Annotated in this window: 15 protein-coding genes; 14 read left to right on the top strand and 1 reads right to left on the bottom strand. The window is 62.2% G+C overall.

Annotation, left to right across the window (positions count from 1 at the left end; genetic code table 11):
* The first annotated feature begins 1 nt into the window (after window position 1).
* From cobN to cobJ, 5 genes are read left to right on the top strand one after another with little or no spacing between them, the layout of a single operon-like run.
* Complete coding sequence (gene cobN, locus ACR0FB_RS08140) at window positions 2-3,295, top strand: cobaltochelatase subunit CobN (RefSeq protein WP_480618995.1); 3,294 nt, start codon at window positions 2-4, stop codon at window positions 3,293-3,295.
* Entirely contained in the window at window positions 3,292-4,413 is a 1,122-nt protein-coding gene (locus tag ACR0FB_RS08135) for a cobalamin biosynthesis protein CobG (protein WP_480618993.1), read from the top strand. The genes cobN and ACR0FB_RS08135 overlap by 4 nt, the downstream gene beginning before the upstream one ends.
* On the top strand, window positions 4,413-5,042 hold the full coding sequence (locus ACR0FB_RS08130) for a precorrin-8X methylmutase (RefSeq protein ID WP_480618991.1): 630 nt from the start codon (window positions 4,413-4,415) through the stop codon (window positions 5,040-5,042). The genes ACR0FB_RS08135 and ACR0FB_RS08130 overlap by 1 nt, the downstream gene beginning before the upstream one ends.
* Entirely contained in the window at window positions 5,039-5,767 is a 729-nt protein-coding gene (locus tag ACR0FB_RS08125; protein ID WP_480618989.1) for a precorrin-2 C(20)-methyltransferase, read from the top strand. Before ACR0FB_RS08130 ends, ACR0FB_RS08125 begins: the two co-directional genes overlap by 4 nt.
* The gene (gene cobJ / locus ACR0FB_RS08120) at window positions 5,764-6,528 is read left to right on the top strand and encodes a precorrin-3B C(17)-methyltransferase (protein ID WP_171723584.1); all 765 of its coding nucleotides are present in this window, start codon (window positions 5,764-5,766) and stop codon (window positions 6,526-6,528) included. The genes ACR0FB_RS08125 and cobJ overlap by 4 nt, the downstream gene beginning before the upstream one ends.
* Here the strand turns inward: cobJ and ACR0FB_RS08115 are convergent.
* Complete coding sequence (locus ACR0FB_RS08115) at window positions 6,519-7,250, bottom strand: cobalt-precorrin-6A reductase (RefSeq protein ID WP_209833607.1); 732 nt, start codon at window positions 7,248-7,250, stop codon at window positions 6,519-6,521. The two genes, cobJ and ACR0FB_RS08115, sit on opposite strands and share 10 nt — an antisense overlap.
* Between ACR0FB_RS08115 and cbiE the strand changes: the two genes are divergently transcribed.
* The 9 genes from cbiE to ACR0FB_RS08070 all read left to right on the top strand — a co-directional run bounded on the left by cbiE (window position 7,249) and on the right by ACR0FB_RS08070 (window position 15,799).
* Window positions 7,249-8,448, top strand: a complete 1,200-nt coding sequence (gene cbiE, locus ACR0FB_RS08110; protein WP_480618986.1) for a precorrin-6y C5,15-methyltransferase (decarboxylating) subunit CbiE — start codon at window positions 7,249-7,251, stop codon at window positions 8,446-8,448. The two genes, ACR0FB_RS08115 and cbiE, sit on opposite strands and share 2 nt — an antisense overlap.
* The gene (locus ACR0FB_RS08105) at window positions 8,445-8,825 is read left to right on the top strand and encodes a cobalamin biosynthesis protein (RefSeq protein WP_171633625.1); all 381 of its coding nucleotides are present in this window, start codon (window positions 8,445-8,447) and stop codon (window positions 8,823-8,825) included. Before cbiE ends, ACR0FB_RS08105 begins: the two co-directional genes overlap by 4 nt.
* Entirely contained in the window at window positions 8,822-9,616 is a 795-nt protein-coding gene (gene cobM, locus ACR0FB_RS08100) for a precorrin-4 C(11)-methyltransferase (RefSeq protein WP_480618983.1), read from the top strand. Before ACR0FB_RS08105 ends, cobM begins: the two co-directional genes overlap by 4 nt.
* Window positions 9,603-10,925, top strand: a complete 1,323-nt coding sequence (locus ACR0FB_RS08095) for a cobyrinic acid a,c-diamide synthase CobB (protein ID WP_480618981.1) — start codon at window positions 9,603-9,605, stop codon at window positions 10,923-10,925. Before cobM ends, ACR0FB_RS08095 begins: the two co-directional genes overlap by 14 nt.
* A complete protein-coding gene (gene cobA / locus ACR0FB_RS08090; RefSeq protein ID WP_209833613.1) occupies window positions 10,922-11,650 on the top strand; it encodes a uroporphyrinogen-III C-methyltransferase in 729 nt (242 codons plus the stop codon). Before ACR0FB_RS08095 ends, cobA begins: the two co-directional genes overlap by 4 nt.
* Window positions 11,643-12,413, top strand: coding sequence for a precorrin-6A synthase (deacetylating) (cobF, locus tag ACR0FB_RS08085; RefSeq protein WP_480618979.1), 771 nt, complete (start codon window positions 11,643-11,645; stop codon window positions 12,411-12,413). Before cobA ends, cobF begins: the two co-directional genes overlap by 8 nt.
* Before the next feature lie 58 nt (window positions 12,414-12,471).
* Window positions 12,472-12,930 carry a DUF302 domain-containing protein gene (locus ACR0FB_RS08080; RefSeq protein WP_171613504.1) on the top strand — a complete coding sequence of 153 codons (459 nt, stop codon included), beginning with the start codon at window positions 12,472-12,474 and terminating at the stop codon, window positions 12,928-12,930.
* A gap of 78 nt (window positions 12,931-13,008) precedes the next feature.
* On the top strand, window positions 13,009-14,628 hold the full coding sequence (locus ACR0FB_RS08075; RefSeq protein WP_480618978.1) for a thiamine pyrophosphate-binding protein: 1,620 nt from the start codon (window positions 13,009-13,011) through the stop codon (window positions 14,626-14,628).
* Window positions 14,615-15,799: a CaiB/BaiF CoA transferase family protein gene (locus tag ACR0FB_RS08070; RefSeq protein ID WP_480618976.1), complete on the top strand. Its 1,185-nt coding sequence runs from the start codon at window positions 14,615-14,617 to the stop codon at window positions 15,797-15,799. The genes ACR0FB_RS08075 and ACR0FB_RS08070 overlap by 14 nt, the downstream gene beginning before the upstream one ends.
* The last annotated feature ends 29 nt before the right edge of the window (window positions 15,800-15,828 follow it).

Here is a 15,828-nt window from a genome sequence, read left to right as displayed (position 1 = left end):
CATGCACGTCGTCTTTCGCGAAAGCCACGGGCTCGAGGAAACCGAGACCCCAACCGATCTGGGCCAGAGCCCGGCGGACCTGGTGGTGCTGTCCTTTTCGGACAGCGACCTAGGCGCTTTCGCGGCGGGCTGGCATCGTGGTGGCGGACCGGAAGGGCGAATGCCGACCCTGCGGCTGGCGAATTTGACGGCTCTGAAACACCCGCTGTCGGTCGATACCTATGTCGAACAGACGCTTCAAGGCGCCAAGGGCATTCTGATCCGTCTGATCGGCGGGGTGCCCTACTGGGCTTATGGGTTGCAGCAGGTTCTGGCGCTGGCGCAGGCCAAGGGCATCGCACTGGCGGTGCTGCCCGCCGACGGGCGCGAGGACACGCGGCTGGATGACTATTCCACCCTGCCGGTCTCGACCCTGCGGCGTCTGGCGCATCTGTGCGATACCGGCGGCGAGGTCGCGGCGCAGGCCGCGCTGGCGCAGATGGCTTTGGCGGCGGGGCTTTATGCCGGTCCGGTGATGGGCGCCAAGACCTTGCCCGAATGTGGCGTGTGGTGTCCGGATCGCGGCGTAATCCCGGTGGAAACCGCATTCGAAGGCACGACCAAACGAATCCTCGTCACCTTTTACCGCGCTTACCTGACCTCGGCAGACACCGCCCCGATCGCAGCCCTGATCCGCAGCCTGCGCGCCCGTGGATACGCGGCGGTGGGCCTGTTTGCCCCGTCTCTCAAGGCGCCTGTAGCCGCCGAATGGTTGCGGGAACAGGTTGTTGCGCTGAACCCATCTGCCATTGTCAACGCCACTTCGTTTTCGGGAAAAGGCGCGTCGGGAACGTCGCCTCTGGACGCTGCAGGCGTGCCGGTGTTTCAGGTCGCTCTCGCCACCTCGCGCCGCAAAGCCTGGGCCGAGGCGGAACGCGGTTTGTCCCCGGCCGATCTTGCCATGCATGTGGTACTGCCCGAGGTGGATGGACGGATCTCAGCAGGAGTTGCGTCTTTCAAGGAACCCGGAAAACGCGATCCGCATCTGGAATACGCGCGCTTTGCACACCGTCCCGAACCGGACCGGATCGAAGCGATCATCGACCGTGTATCGGGCTGGCTTGCACTGAACGACAAACCCAAGGCAGATCAGATTCCTGCGTTGGTCCTGTCCACCTATCCCGGCAAAGACTGGCAGATGGCCCATGCGGTTGGCCTCGACGCGCTGGCCTCGGCCCAGGCGATGCTGTCCGATCTTGACGAAGAAGGCTATGACATCGCGACTGGCGAGCCGATTGCCGACACTCTTCTGGACGCACGGATTTCGTGGTCGCTTGGGGATTATCAGGATGCGCTTGCGGAATTGCCCGAGACCCTGCGCGCTGATCTGCACACCGTTTGGGGCGCGCCCGAAGATGATCCGGCCTGTGCCGATGGGGCCTTCCATTTCACCGCGCTTCGGCGCGGCAAGGCGCTGGTCGCGCTGCAACCCGAACGCGGCACGCCCGAGCTGCGGGATGACGACTATCATGACCTCTTGCGCACCCCACGCCACGGTTATGTCGCCTTCTATCTGTGGCTGCGCAAAGGGTTGGGTGCCGATGCGCTGATCCATATCGGCGCGCATGGAACGCTGGAATGGTTGCCCGGAAAATCGGTCGCCTTGTCTGCTGATTGCTGGCCCGAGGCGCTGATCGGCGATCTGCCTGTAATCTACCCGTTCATCGTGAACGACCCGGGCGAGGCCGCGCAAGCCAAGCGCCGGATCGGAGCCGTCACACTGGGCCACATCCCGCCCCCGATGAAGGAAAGTGGCACGCCGGATCGGATGGTGCGGCTTGAATCGCTGCTGGATGAGTTTTCGAACGCCGACGGGCTTGACCCCAAACGCCGCGACCGCTTGCAGGAAGATATCCGTGATGAGGCGCAGGCGATAGGGCTGGAAAGCGATCTCGGCCTCGATCAGGCTACCTGCACCGCCGAGGCCATCACCCGCATCGACCGCTTTGTCTGTGACATCAAGGAAAGCCAGTTTGGCGACGGGCTGCACATCTTTGGGCGCGTGCCCGAGGTGACGGGCAGTTTCGATCCGGCCCCTTCGGCCCACGCCGAACGCGACGCGTTGATTAAAACGCTCGAAGGCAAGCGGATTGATGCCGGGCCTTCGGGGTCCCCCTATCGTGGCCGGTCAGATGTTCTGCCCACCGGGCGGAACCTTTACACCACCGATCCGCGGTCGGTTCCGACCCGTGCGGCCTATGCTCAGGGTGTGAAACTGGCCGAGGAACTGGTGCGGCGCCATCTTCAGGAAGAAGGCGATTACCCGAAGGGGCTGATCATCGATCTGTGGGGGTCAGCCACCATGCGCACGGCGGGCGAGGAATTCGCCATGGCCTTGCACCTGCTGGGCGTCAAACCCGTGTGGGACAAAGGGTCCGAGAGGGTTTCCGGCATCGAGGTTCTGCCGATCACCGACCTGAGCCGCCCGCGCCTAGACGTGACCCTGCGGGTCTCGGGCCTGTTCCGGGATGTTTTCCCGACGCTGTCCGCTTTGTTTGGCCAAGCGGTTCGCGCATTGGCCGCGCGCGATGAAGCGACGGATTGGAACCCCTATGCCGGGCAGGCGCCGGCAGCGCGGGTCTATGGACCTGCGCCCGGAAGTTACGGCGTCAATATGACCGAACTTTCCGAAGTGTATACCGACGAGGCCCGTGCGCAGGCCGGTGAAGCATGGCTAGAGGCCAGCTCTTTTGCATTGGAAGGCGAACACATCTCGCAGGACAAGGACGGCATCACCCAACGCGTTGCAAATGCGGACAGCTTTGTCCACTTGCAGGACCTGACCGAAACCGATCTTCTTTTGGCCAACGATTATGCCACGCACGAGGCAGGCTTTGCCGCCGCCAAGAAGGTCGCCGGCGGAACCGCGCAGCTGTACCATCTGGACAACACCAACCCCGAAAACCCGCGCGCCCGAACTTTGCGTGAAGAAATCAGCCGAGTCGTCCACGCCCGTGCCGCCAACCCCTGCTGGATCGCCGGAATGCAACGCCATGGTTTCCGGGGGGCGGCCGAAATCGCGGCAACGCTGGATCATATGGCTTCTTTCGCGCATCTGTCTGGCACGGTCGCACCACATCTTTTTGACCTCTACCACGATGCCACTCTGGGCAACGAAGAGGTCGACGCGTTCCTGCAAGAGGCCAATCCCAAAGCGCGTCAGGCCATGCAGGACCGGTTTCGCGCGCTGCTTGAGGCCGGGCTTTGGAACACGCGCCGGAACTCTATCAGGGCTGATCTGGAGGGATTGAGATGAGTGCACCGATCGTTCAGGGCTGGTGCCCGGGCGCCCATCGTCCGATGATGTCCGGTGACGGTCTGGTCGTCAGGGTCAGGCCCCGGCTGGCGCGTCTGGACGCCGATCAGGCACTGGGACTGTGCGATCTGGCTGACCGCTTTGGAAACGGCTCGATCGATTTGACCAATCGCGCCAATCTGCAATTGCGGGGCGTGGAAGAGGAAGACCATCAGCCTCTGCTCAAAGAGCTTGCCGCGCTGAACCTGCTGGATGCGGAACCCGGTATCGAAATACGCCGCAATATTCTGGTTACACCGCTCTATCAGGCGGGCGATTTGACTGCTCGGCTGACCCATGAACTGATTGACCGGCTTGCGGAGCTGCCGGCCCTGCCGGCAAAGTTCGGTTTTGCAATCGACACGGGCCCCGAACGTCTGCTGGCGTCGGATTCGGCTGATATTCGTCTGGAAACCAGTGCAGGCGGCCTGATCCTGCGCGCCGATGGCTGCGAAACCGGGCGGAGCGTGACCGAGACCGACGCCATTGACCACGTGATCGCGCTGGCGATGTGGTTTGCCGAAACCTACACGCCCGAGACACGCCGCATGGCGCGCGTCATCGTCGCCCTGCCGCAGGAATGGCAAGGATGTGCGCCCGGTTCTGTTGGCGCAAAGCTTCAACCGGGCCCCTGTGAACTGGGTGCCCTTTACGGCGCGGCTTTTGGGTCGCTGCCTGCGCGCAAGCTGTATGACCTGATCGAGGACAGCGGCGCTTGCGCCCTGCGCGTCACCCCGTGGCGGCTGATCCTGCTAGAAGGCGGGGCGGCGATACCTGCCCCGGCCTTTGTCGAAAATGGAACCGATCCGTTGATGACCACCGACGCCTGCCCCGGCGCGCCGTTCTGCCCGCAGGCGCAGACCGAGACGCGCGACATCGCCCGGGCGTTGGCGTCGCGGGTGGCCGGACGCCTGCATGTTTCAGGCTGTAGCAAAGGATGCGCTCGCATGGGTCCTGCCGACATCACATTGGTGGGCGCAAACGGACGATTTGATCTTGTCAAACAGGGCCGCGCGGGGGATGAGCCCAGCCAACGCGGGCTCGACCCGGAAACACTCATGACTATGGACTTCACCTGATGCCCTATACATACGAAACCGATGGCGCGGCGATCTACAAGGAAAGCTTTGCCACCATCCGGTCAGAGGCTGATCTGGCCCGGTTTGATGCCGATGAAGAGCAGGTTGCCGTTCGCATGATCCACGCCGCGGGTATGGTCGGACTGGAAAAGTTCGTGCATTTCTCGCCCGGCTTCGTGCAGACGGCCCGCACTGCTTTGGAAAATGGCGCACCGATCCTGTGTGATGCGCGCATGGTCAGCGAAGGTGTCACCCGTTTCCGCCTGCCCGCCGACAACCAGGTGATCTGTACCCTGCACGATGAACGCGTACGCCCGCTGGCTGCCGAGATGAGCAACACCCGTTCCGCCGCTGCGCTGGAGCTGTGGCGGCCGCATCTGGAGGGCGCGCTGGTCGCCATAGGCAATGCGCCCACCGCACTGTTCCATTTGCTGAACATGCTGGAAGACCCGGATTGCCCGCGCCCTGCCGCGATCATCGGCTGCCCGGTTGGCTTCGTCGGCGCGGTGGAATCCAAGGATGCGCTGTGGCAGGCGCAACCGGCGCCATCCTGCATCGTCAAAGGTCGTCTGGGCGGCAGCGCCATCACGGTGGCGGCCATCAACGCCATCGCAAGCCGGGCGGAATGAAGATGGGCACCATATACGGTGTGGGCCTTGGCCCCGGCGATCCGGATTTGATGAGCGTCCGGGCTGATCGCCTGCTGCGCAATGCAAAGCATGTAGCGTATTTCCGCAAACAAGGTCGCAGTGGTCAGGCCCGCAAGATCGTCAACGGGATGATCCCTGAAGGCGCGGTCGAGTTTCCGATGGAATATCCCGTAACCACCGAGATCCCGGTGACAGACCCGCGCTACAACGAATTGCTGGCAGCTTTCTACGAAAACTGCACCGCCCATCTCAAGGCCCTGTCCGAACAGGGTGAGGACGTGGTTGTTCTGTGCGAGGGTGATCCTTTCTTCTATGGCTCGTTCATGCACCTTTACAGCCGACTGCGCCAAGACGCGCCTGTTGAAGTTGTACCCGCCATTACCGGCATGTCCGGAGCCTGGACCGCAACCGGAGACCCGATCACCTGGGGTGATGACGTGCTGACCGTGCTGGTTGGAACCCTGCCCGAAGAAACGCTGGCGGAACGCATGGCTCTGACCGATGCATTGGTCGTGATGAAAATCGGACGCAACATCGACAAGGTGAAACGCGCTCTGAAGACCGCTGGCCTGTATGACCGGGCGTGGATCGTGGAATATGCGCAGATGCCGAACCAGACAGTGACCAAGCTGTCCGAAGCCTGCGAGAAGATCACCCCGTATTTCTCGATCATCGTCGTGCACGGTCAGGGGCGGCGACCATGAGCGGCTGGGTCAAGATTGCCGGTCTGGGGCCGGGTGATGAGGCGCTTGTTACACCAGAAGTAACAGCCGCGCTGGCCGAAGCCACCGATGTTGTGGGCTATATCCCATATGTGGCGCGTATTGCCGAGCGCCCCGGCCTTACACTGCATGCCAGTGACAACCGGGTCGAAATCGACCGCTCGCAACACGCGCTGCAAATGGCTGCCGATGGCAAACGGGTGGTCGTTGTATCCTCGGGCGATCCCGGCGTGTTTGCCATGGCGGCGGCCGTCTTCGAAGCACTGGAAAACGGCCCTGCGGAATGGCGTGACCTTCAGATCGATGTGCTGCCGGGGATCACGGCGATGTTGGCTGCATCCGCGCGCGCGGGTGCCCCGATGGGACATGATTTCTGCGCCATCAACCTCAGCGACAACCTCAAACCATGGTCATTGATCGAAAAACGCCTGCGCCTTGCCGCACAGGCGGATTTCTCGATGGCCTTTTACAATCCCCGCTCGAAGTCTCGCCCGGAAGGCTTTGTAAAAACGCTGGAAATCCTGCGTGAAGAGTGTGAGCCCGAACGTTTGATCCTGTTCGCCCGCGCCGTATCGCGGGCCGATGAAGAGATGCGCATTTCGACACTGGCCGAAGCCACGCCCGACATGGCGGATATGCAGACTGTGGTGATCGTGGGGTCATCCCGAACGCGCGTCATCGAGCGCGATGGCGCACCCATCGTTTACACCCCTCGCTTCACCCCTGGTGAGGATCAGGGATGAGACAGCCAGTCCAGAACCTGTGCGACCTGCGAAAACTCGGTCCGCTTCGGCAGAACCGGGCGGTCGATCATCAGCACGGGCACGCCCAGCGCCCGCGCCGCGTCCAGCTTGGCGCGCGCGCCCGTGCCGCCTGCGTTCTTGGACACGACCAGCTGCGTCCCATGGCGCTGCATCAACGCCCGGTCGTCGGCTTCGGTAAACGGCCCTCGGGCGACGACCACCTCTGCGTTCGGCAAGGGCAGCTCATTGGGCGCATCCACCAGACGCAGCAAATAGCGATGCTGGGGCTGGGCCGTGAAGTCCTCAAGGTGCATGCGGCCAACGGCAAGGAAAACACGCTGAGCATCGCCGGACAATGCGTCGACGGCGGCAGCGATGTCGGGCACATGACGCCAGACATCGCCGGGCTGCGACACCCAGGCCGCGCGGGTCAACGCGGCCAATGGCGCCCGCGTCGCGGCGCATGCCTCGATCGCGTTCCGACTCATCCGGGCCGCAAAGGGATGGGTCGCGTCCACGACATGGGTGATGGCATTCTCATGGATATAGGCAGCCAGACCCTCCGGACCGCCGAAACCGCCGACCCTTACCGGCAAGGGCTGAGGACGCGGGTTTTTCACCCGTCCGGCGTAGGAATACACAGCCGCAATCCCTTGTTGCGAAACAGCTTTGGCCAGCGCGTTGGCCTCGGTCGTGCCACCAAGGATCAGGAGGGTTGTCATGTCTGAATCTCCGTGGCTGACCGTTCTGGGACTGGGCGAAGATGGGTTTGATGGCCTGTCGCCATCCGGCCGTCAAGTGCTGGACCGGGCCGAAGTGATCATGGGGCCGCCGCGCCACCTGTCATTGCTGCGCGAAACAGGGGCGGAGCGTGTCGAATGGCCTGTGCCGTTCTCGGAAGGTCTGCCGATCCTGAAAGGATTGCGTGGCCGGCAGACCGTTGTTCTGGCCTCGGGCGATCCGTTCTGGTTTGGCGCAGGCTCTGTCATTGCGCGCAATTTCGATGCCGGTGAATGGACCGCCCTGCCCGGCCAATCCACCTTTTCGCTGGCGGCTGCCCGGCTCGGCTGGCCTTTGGAAAGCACACTGACCTTCGGCCTGCACGCCGCGCCGCTGACCCGTTTGCGTCCTCATCTGGCACCGGGAGCGCACGCGATCCTGTTGCTGCGTGACGGAAAGTCCGTGGCGGAACTGGCACGGTATCTGACCGAGACAGGCTTTGCCGACTCGGCCCTGCATGTGATGCAGGCCCTAGGTGGCCCGCGCGAAAACATCAGAACAGTCACGCTGACCGAGGCGCTGTTGGGTACGTTCGACCATCCGGTCTGCGTCGGTCTGGAGGTTTCCGGTGCAGGACCTGCCCTTTCCAAGGCGTCTGGCAAACCGGACCACATCTTCGAGACGGACGGTCAGATCACCAAACGCCCGATCCGCGCCCTGACACTCTCGGCGCTTGCCCCGCAACGCGGCGAACATCTGTGGGATATCGGTGGAGGCACAGGTTCGATCAGCATCGAATGGCTGATGTGTGATCCGACCCTTTCCGCGACGTGTTTCGAGCCCCGTGCCGACCGGGCTGAGCGAATCCGCCGAAATGCAGATACGTTGGGGCAAGATCGATTGAATGTAGTACACGGAACCGCACCAGAAGCGCTGTCAGGTGTCGACCTGCCGGATGCCGTTTTCATCGGCGGAGGATTGAGCGCCAATCTGCTAGCGTGGCTGCGCGATGCGCTTCCTAAAGGCACACGCCTTGTCGCCAATGCGGTCACATTGGAAAGCGAGGCCCTGCTGGCACGTTGGCACGAAGACTTGGGCGGTGACCTGCTTCGGATAGAACTTGCACAATCAGCCCCGCTGGGACCAAGGCGCGGCTGGAAGTCCGCCTATCCGGTGGTGCAGTGGAGCGTGACGCTATGATCGTTGCTGGCCTCGGTTTCTCCTCTTCCGCGACAGCCGACAGCTTGCGTGAAGCGTTTGACGCGGCAGCCGCAAACCACGACGTCGCCGCCTTGGCAACCGTGGCCGACAAGGAAGGTCATTCGGCCCTGACATCCTTTGCAGAAGAGGTGTCTCTGCCCTTACATTTCGTTGCCGCAGGCGATCTGGCCGGGCAACGCACACTCACTTGCTCGACCCGTAGCCGGGCCACCTATGGCACCGGAAGCGTGGCCGAAGCATCCGCCTTGGCTGCCGCCGGAAAGCTTGTTGGCTCGGGCGCGCGGCTGCTTTCACCCAGACAGATTTCAGACGACCGGCTGGCCACATGCGCCATAGCCATCGGAGGACAAACATGACCGTTCATTTCATCGGCGCCGGACCGGGCGCCGCCGACCTGCTGACGCTGCGCGGGCGCGACATCATCGCATCCTGCCCCGTTTGCCTTTATGCAGGTTCCCTGGTTCCGGAAGAAATTCTTAGCCACTGCCCGGAAGGCGCAAGAATCGTGAACACCGCGCCAATGGATCTGGATCAGATCATGGCCGAGATCGAGGCCGCACATCAGGCCGGCCAGGATGTGGCCCGTCTGCATTCCGGCGACCTGTCGGTCTGGTCGGCGATGGGGGAACAGATCCGCCGCCTCAAGGAAATGGGCATCCCGGTCAGCGTAACCCCAGGCGTGCCGTCCTTTGCGGCGGCTGCGGCGGCTTTGGGAACCGAGCTTACTCTGCCCGGGCTGGCGCAATCCGTGGTTCTGACCCGGACGCCGGGCCGTGCATCTTCCATGCCCGAAGGCGAGACGTTGGAGAATTTCGCACGCACGGGGGCGACACTTGCCATTCATCTGTCGATCGGCAATCTGGACAATGTCATTGCCGATCTGACCCCGGCCTATGGGGCCGACTGTCCGGTCGCCGTGGTCTATCGCGCAAGCTGGCCGGATGAACGGATCATCCGCGCGACGCTGGGAACGCTCAAAGAGGCGCTGGATGACAGCATCTCGCGCACTGCGTTGATCATGGTCGGTCCGGCACTGGCGGGCGAAGGTTTCGACGAAAGCTGCCTGTATTCGAAAGATTACGACCGCCGCTATCGCCCGCAAAGCGCCGAGAGCCCCTGGTCAAGCTGGAGCCATGGTGATGATTAACCCTCCTGGCCTTCTGATCTCCGCACCGTCCTCGGGCACGGGCAAGACAACGGTCATGCTGGGCCTGTTGCGAGCGCTGGCCGAGGATGGCCTGACCGTTCAACCGTTCAAGAGCGGACCGGATTATATTGACCCCGCCTTCCACCGAGCAGCGGCTGGGCGGGCTTCGTTTAATCTTGACAGTTGGGCGATGGGTGACCCGCTGTTGAACGCAATTTCAGCTCAGGCCGAAGGTGCCGACATCGTGGTGGCAGAAGGTTCGATGGGTCTGTTCGATGGCGTGGCCAAGCCGGGTGAGTTGGGTCATGGGTCGAGCGCCGAGACCGCTGCACGGATGGGTTGGCCGGTTGTGTTGGTGCTGGATGTCGGCGGTCAGGCGCAATCTGCGGCGGCCACCGCGCTGGGGTTCAGGATGTACAACCCCGATCTGCCCTTTGCCGGCGTGATCCTGAACCGCTGCGCCAGCCCCCGGCACGAGCGCCTGACCCGGTTGGGGATGGAACGTGCAGGCCTGCCGGTTCTGGGTGTGCTGCCGCGCAGAGGCGATCTGACCCTCCCCGAGCGGCATCTGGGGTTGATCCAGGCCGTCGAACACCCGGATCTTGAAAGCGCCATCGTAGGCTATGCCGCATTTCTGCGCGAACATGTGGATCTCGAGGCGATCAAACGGGCGGCTTCCTCAGGCCCCATTGGGCCATCGTCAGACGCGCTGCCGCGCCCTCCGGCCCAGCGGATTGCACTGGCACGGGACGCGGCATTTTCCTTTACCTATCCACATTTGCTGGAAGGCTGGCGCGCAGCTGGGGCCGAGATCCTGCCCTTCTCGCCGCTGGCTGACGAAGCGCCGGCGGCGGATGCCGATCTGGTCTGGCTGCCCGGCGGCTATCCGGAACTGCATGCCGGGACGTTGGCTGCTGCCCAAACGTTCCTCGCGGGTCTGCGCAAGCACGCGGAAACAAGGCCTGTGCATGGCGAATGCGGTGGGTATATGGCGCTGGGTCATGCGCTGATCGACAAGGATGGCGTGCGGCATGAAATGGCTGGCCTGCTGGGGCTGGTGACGTCGTACCAAAAACGCAAATTCAACTTGGGCTATCGCAAAGCGGAACTCTTGGCCCCGATGCCGGGATTTGCACAGAATGCGGCGCTGCGCGGGCATGAGTTCCACTATTCCTCGATCGTGGATCAGCCTGACGCGCCGCTGGCCCGTGTGTTTGATGCCGAAGGCGCAGAAGGACCTCAGACCGGCTCTGTTCGCGGCAATGTCACAGGTACGTTCTTTCACCTGATTGCGGAGGCAACTGCATGAGCGGATTTGTGTCTTTCATCGGCTCGGGCCCCGGCGATCCGGAGTTGCTGACGTTGAAGGCCGTCAACAGGATGCAAAAGGCCGATGCGATTTTGTTCGATGACCTCAGCAGCGGGCCGATTCTGAGCCACGCGCGCGAAGACGCCGATCTTGTGGGCGTGGGCAAACGGGCCGGTCGCCCCTCGCCCAAACAGGACCATGTCAGCCGGTTGCTAGTGGACTACGCCCGGACCGGCCAACATGTCGTGCGGTTGAAATCCGGCGATGGCGGCATGTTCGGGCGGCTTGAAGAAGAGCTTGTTGCCCTTCGTGATGCGGGCATTGAATTCGAGATCATCCCCGGCATCCCGTCTGCGGTGGCTGCCGCAGCTGCCGCAGGTATCCCGCTGACGCGCCGTCTGACCGCACGGCGCGTGCAGTTCGTGACGGGACATGACGTCAGCGGCGCGCTGCCGGACGATCTGAACCTGACCGCGCTGGCCGATTCTCAGGCCACCACCGTTGTATTCATGGGCAAACGTACTTTCCCGCTTCTGGCAGAAGCGCTGCATTCACACGGCCTGTCATTGGACACGCCTGCCCTGATGGCTGAATCTGTTTCGACCCCGGATCAAAAGCTGACGCGCACCACCATCGGTGCTTTGGCCGAACAGCTAAAATCCGAGATCGGCACGGCTCCGGCCTTGATCCTTTACGGGCCGCTGGCGGAGTTCGAAGATGATTGATCTGAGCCTGATTGGCATCGGCACCGGCAACCCGGATCACGTGACCTTTCAGGGCGCGAAGGCGATCCGGTCGGCCGATCTGATCCTGATTCCCCGCAAGGGCGAAAACAAGGCCGATCTGGCCGGGCTGCGTGAGGACATCATCGACCGGGTAACCGAGACACCGCCAAGGTTAGCCTATTTTGACATCCCAAGGCGCCGGGCGGACGATGGCTATCTGCGCGGCGTGGACGAATGGCACGACGCCATTGCGCTGCGCTGGCACGAGGCGATCGAGGCTCACCCGGGGGCGCAGCACATTGCTCTGCTGATTTGGGGCGACCCGTCCCTGTATGACAGTTCGCTGCGCATTGCGGCGCGGCTGGACCCCAAGCCCAACACCAGGGTGATTCCGGGCATCACGGCCTTGCAGGCTTTGACCGCGGCTCATGCGATCCCGATCAATGATCTGGGCGCACCCTATGTCGTGACCACCGGGCGTCGTATCCGGGATGAAGGCTGGCCTGAAACCGCTTCGAAAGTCGCCGTCATGCTGGACGGGGAATGCTCGTTCCAGTCCCTCAGGATGGCAGAGTATGACATCTGGTGGGGGGCCTATGTGGGCATGAAAGAAGAGCTGCTGATCAGCGGCCCTTTGGATCAGGTCGCGCAGCGGATCCTTGACACGCGCGCCCGCGCCCGAGCCGACCATGGCTGGATCATGGATATCTACGTGCTGAAGAAACGCGACGTGCAGCAGCGCGCGGCGAACACGGATTCGTGACTGCGCAGAACTCTCAAGTCTGGCACACAGGTCAGAGCAAGATACCGGAGACGCGTTGATGAAAGCCTTCATTCCCCTGCTCTGCCTGATCGCGTTGCCCCTGTGGGCTCAGAATGCGCCCGAGGGCTGGGCCGTATACCCAACCCAGAAACCGTATGCGGAACTGGTTGACGCAACCAAAGCCGCGATCAAGGAAAACGGGCTGATCGTCGTGACTCAGGCGGGCCCGACCAAAGCGGCGGCAGCACGTGGGATATCGATTCCCGGAAATCGCGTGATCGGCGCTTTCAACAATGACTACGCCGTGCGGGTTCTGGAAACCTCGGTCCACGCGATGATCGAGGCCCCGATCCGGTTTTACGTTACCGAAAACAAAGACGGGACGGCGAACCTGTCGTATAAAACCCCCAGTTTCGTCTTTGCGCCCTACGCCTCGGAAGGCGGTCAGAACCTGATGGATATTGCAGCAGAGCTTGACTCGACGTTTCAATCGATCGCTGAACGCGCAGTCAAATAGTCACACTGGCGTGAACCGCCTTGCGTCCGGGAACGTCCTCCGCAATCTGCTTGAAACGGTTCTATCGGAGCATGACTGATGCAAGACCCCTCGCCCCGCGCTGCGGATATTCTGGCCCAACGCTTATATGAAGCGGGGTGCCGACACGCATTCGGGATGCCGGGGGGCGAGGTTCTGACGCTGGTCGATGCGCTGGAAAAGGCTGGGATCACCTTTCATCTGACCAAGCACGAAAACTCTGCCGGGTTCATGGCCGAGGCCGTTCATCATCGCGACGGTGCACCTGCGATTCTGGTGGCCACTCTGGGTCCGGGCGCAATGAACGGGATCAATGTGGTAGCGAACGCTTTGCAGGATCGTGTGCCGATGGTCGTTCTGACCGGATGCGTCGATGCGGACGAAGCGTTGACCTATACCCATCAGGTCATGGATCACAGCCGGGTTTATCGCTCGATCACCAAAGGCACTTATACGCTGACAGCCAAAGGCGCGGATATCATTGCCGACAAGGCGGTGTCGCTGGCCATGCAGCCACGACCCGGCCCGGTTCATATCGATGTCCCGATCTCGGTTGCCGACACGCCTGTTAACGGCGTGAAACGCCGCCGGCTGGCCAAGGTCGCGCCGGTCAGCCCCGGTGGGGAATGCCTTGAGAAGGCCCGCCGCTGGGTGGCCGAGGCCGAACGCCCCATCGCCATCATCGGTCTGGATGTCCTCTATGACGACTCGCGCAGTGTCGTGCAGGCGTTCCTGGAGCATTTTGGCATTCCTTTCGTGACGACCTACAAGGCCAAAGGCGTCGTGCCCGAGGATCACGCGCTGTGTCTGGGCGGCGCGGGGCTGTCGCCGCTGGCTGACAAGCATCTTGTGCCTCTGATCGAACAATCGGATCTGGTATTGTGCCTGGGATATGACCCGATCGAAATGCGCCCCGGCTGGCGTGAGATCTGGGATCCGGAAGAAAAGCGCGTCATCGATATCTCTGCCGTGGTCAACGACCACTACATGCATCAGGCTGGATTGAACCTTGTTGCCCACACGGGCGAGACATTGGAGGCAATAGCCAAAGGCAACCCGGCCCGTGAAACATGGCCGGGCAACGAACCCGCGCAGGTCAAAGCCGCGCTGGCAAAGGCCTTCCCCACCGATGAAAGCTGGGGGCCCGCTGCCGTCATTGCCGAAACCCGCGCTGTCCTGCCGCCTGAAACACTGGCCACGGCCGACAGCGGTGCACACCGCATTCTGCTGAGCCAGATGTGGGCGTGCAGCGAAGAACGCGGGCTGATCCAGTCCTCGGCGTTGTGCACGATGGGATGCGCCGTACCCATGGCCATTGGCCTGAAACTGGCCGAACCCGACCGCCCGGTGATCAGCTTCTCGGGGGATGCGGGGTTCCTGATGGTTGCGGGCGAGTTGTCGACAGCGGCTGAAATGGGCGGCAACCCGATTTTTCTGGTCTTCGTGGATGCCAGCCTTGCCCTGATCGAGCTGAAACAACGTCAGCGACAGATGCGCAACACGGGCGTGGATTTCGGCCATCATGATTTTGCTGCCATGGGCCGGGCCTTAGGCGGCAATGGCCATACGGTTCGTAACAGGACAGAGTTGCGCGCCGCACTGGAAGCTGCTGTAAAGGCTGAGACATTTACGGTGATTGCTGCTGAAGTTGAGCGTGGAGGCTATGATGGCCGCATCTGAAGGCCCGTTGAAGGGTGTCAAGGTTCTGGACCTTAGCCGGATCCTGGCAGGCCCAACATGCACGCAGCTTCTGGGCGATCTGGGCGCAAGCGTCATCAAGATCGAAAACCCGGCAACCGGTGGCGATGACACGCGGCAATGGGGCCCGCCCTACGTAAGCGATGCCCAGGGCAACCGCTCGGATCTGAGCGCCTATTTCATGTCTGCCAACCGCAACAAGAAATCCGTGGCGCTGGATATCTCCTCGGCCGAGGGTCAGGCGGAAATCAGACGCTTGGCGTCACATGCGGACATCCTGATCGAGAACTTCAAACCGGGCGGGCTGACCAAATACGGGCTGGACTATGCCACCCTGTCGCAAGAGTTTCCAAGCCTCGTGTACTGTTCAATCTCGGGCTATGGTCAAACCGGCCCGAATGCCAGCAAGCCCGGCTATGACCTGATGGCGCAGGGCTATGGCGGGATCATGTCGCTGACCGGCGACCCCGAGGGCGCGCCCATGAAAGTGGGTGTTGGCATTGCTGACGTGATGTGCGGGATGTATGCAACCGTGGGTATCCTGGCCGCGCTGCGCCACCGCGACTTGACCGGCGAGGGCCAGCAGATCGATCTGGCGCTGGTGGATTCTCAGATCGCCTGGCTGATCAATGAAGGCGTCAACTATCTGACGTCAGGCAATGTTCCGCAACGACGCGGAAACGGGCACCCCAACATCGTTCCTTATGACGTCTACGAAACCGCCGATGGGCACGTGATTCTCGCGGTCGGAAACGACGGCCAATTCAAAAAACTCTGCAACTTCATCAATGCTCCTGAACTGGCAGACGATCCGAGATTCGCGACCAACCCGGCCCGTCTGGAACATCGTGATGCGCTGAATTCGATTCTTCGCCCCGCAGTGAAGGCGCTGGACACCCACACCGTCATTTCCGGTCTGGAGGCTGTCAAAGTGCCCGTCGGCCCGGTGCAGACGCTGGATCAGGTGTTCAACACGGAACAAGTGGCCGCAAGAAAGATGCAGATTGCCATGCAGGCCCAGCCGGGTCAGGTCAACCTGATCGGGAATCCTCTGAACCTGTCTCGTACACCTGTAACATATCGAAACGCCCCACCGGTCTGCGGGGCCGATACTGAGGCTGTTCTGAGCGCCGAAAACCCGTTCGAGGATTGAAATACTTGCACATCTAGGCGACAAGTCGC

It is taken from the genome of Ruegeria sp. P10 (assembly GCF_056534925.1).
The sequence above is the reverse complement of the archived record's forward strand: the minus strand, read 5'-3'. Positions and strand labels throughout refer to the sequence as shown.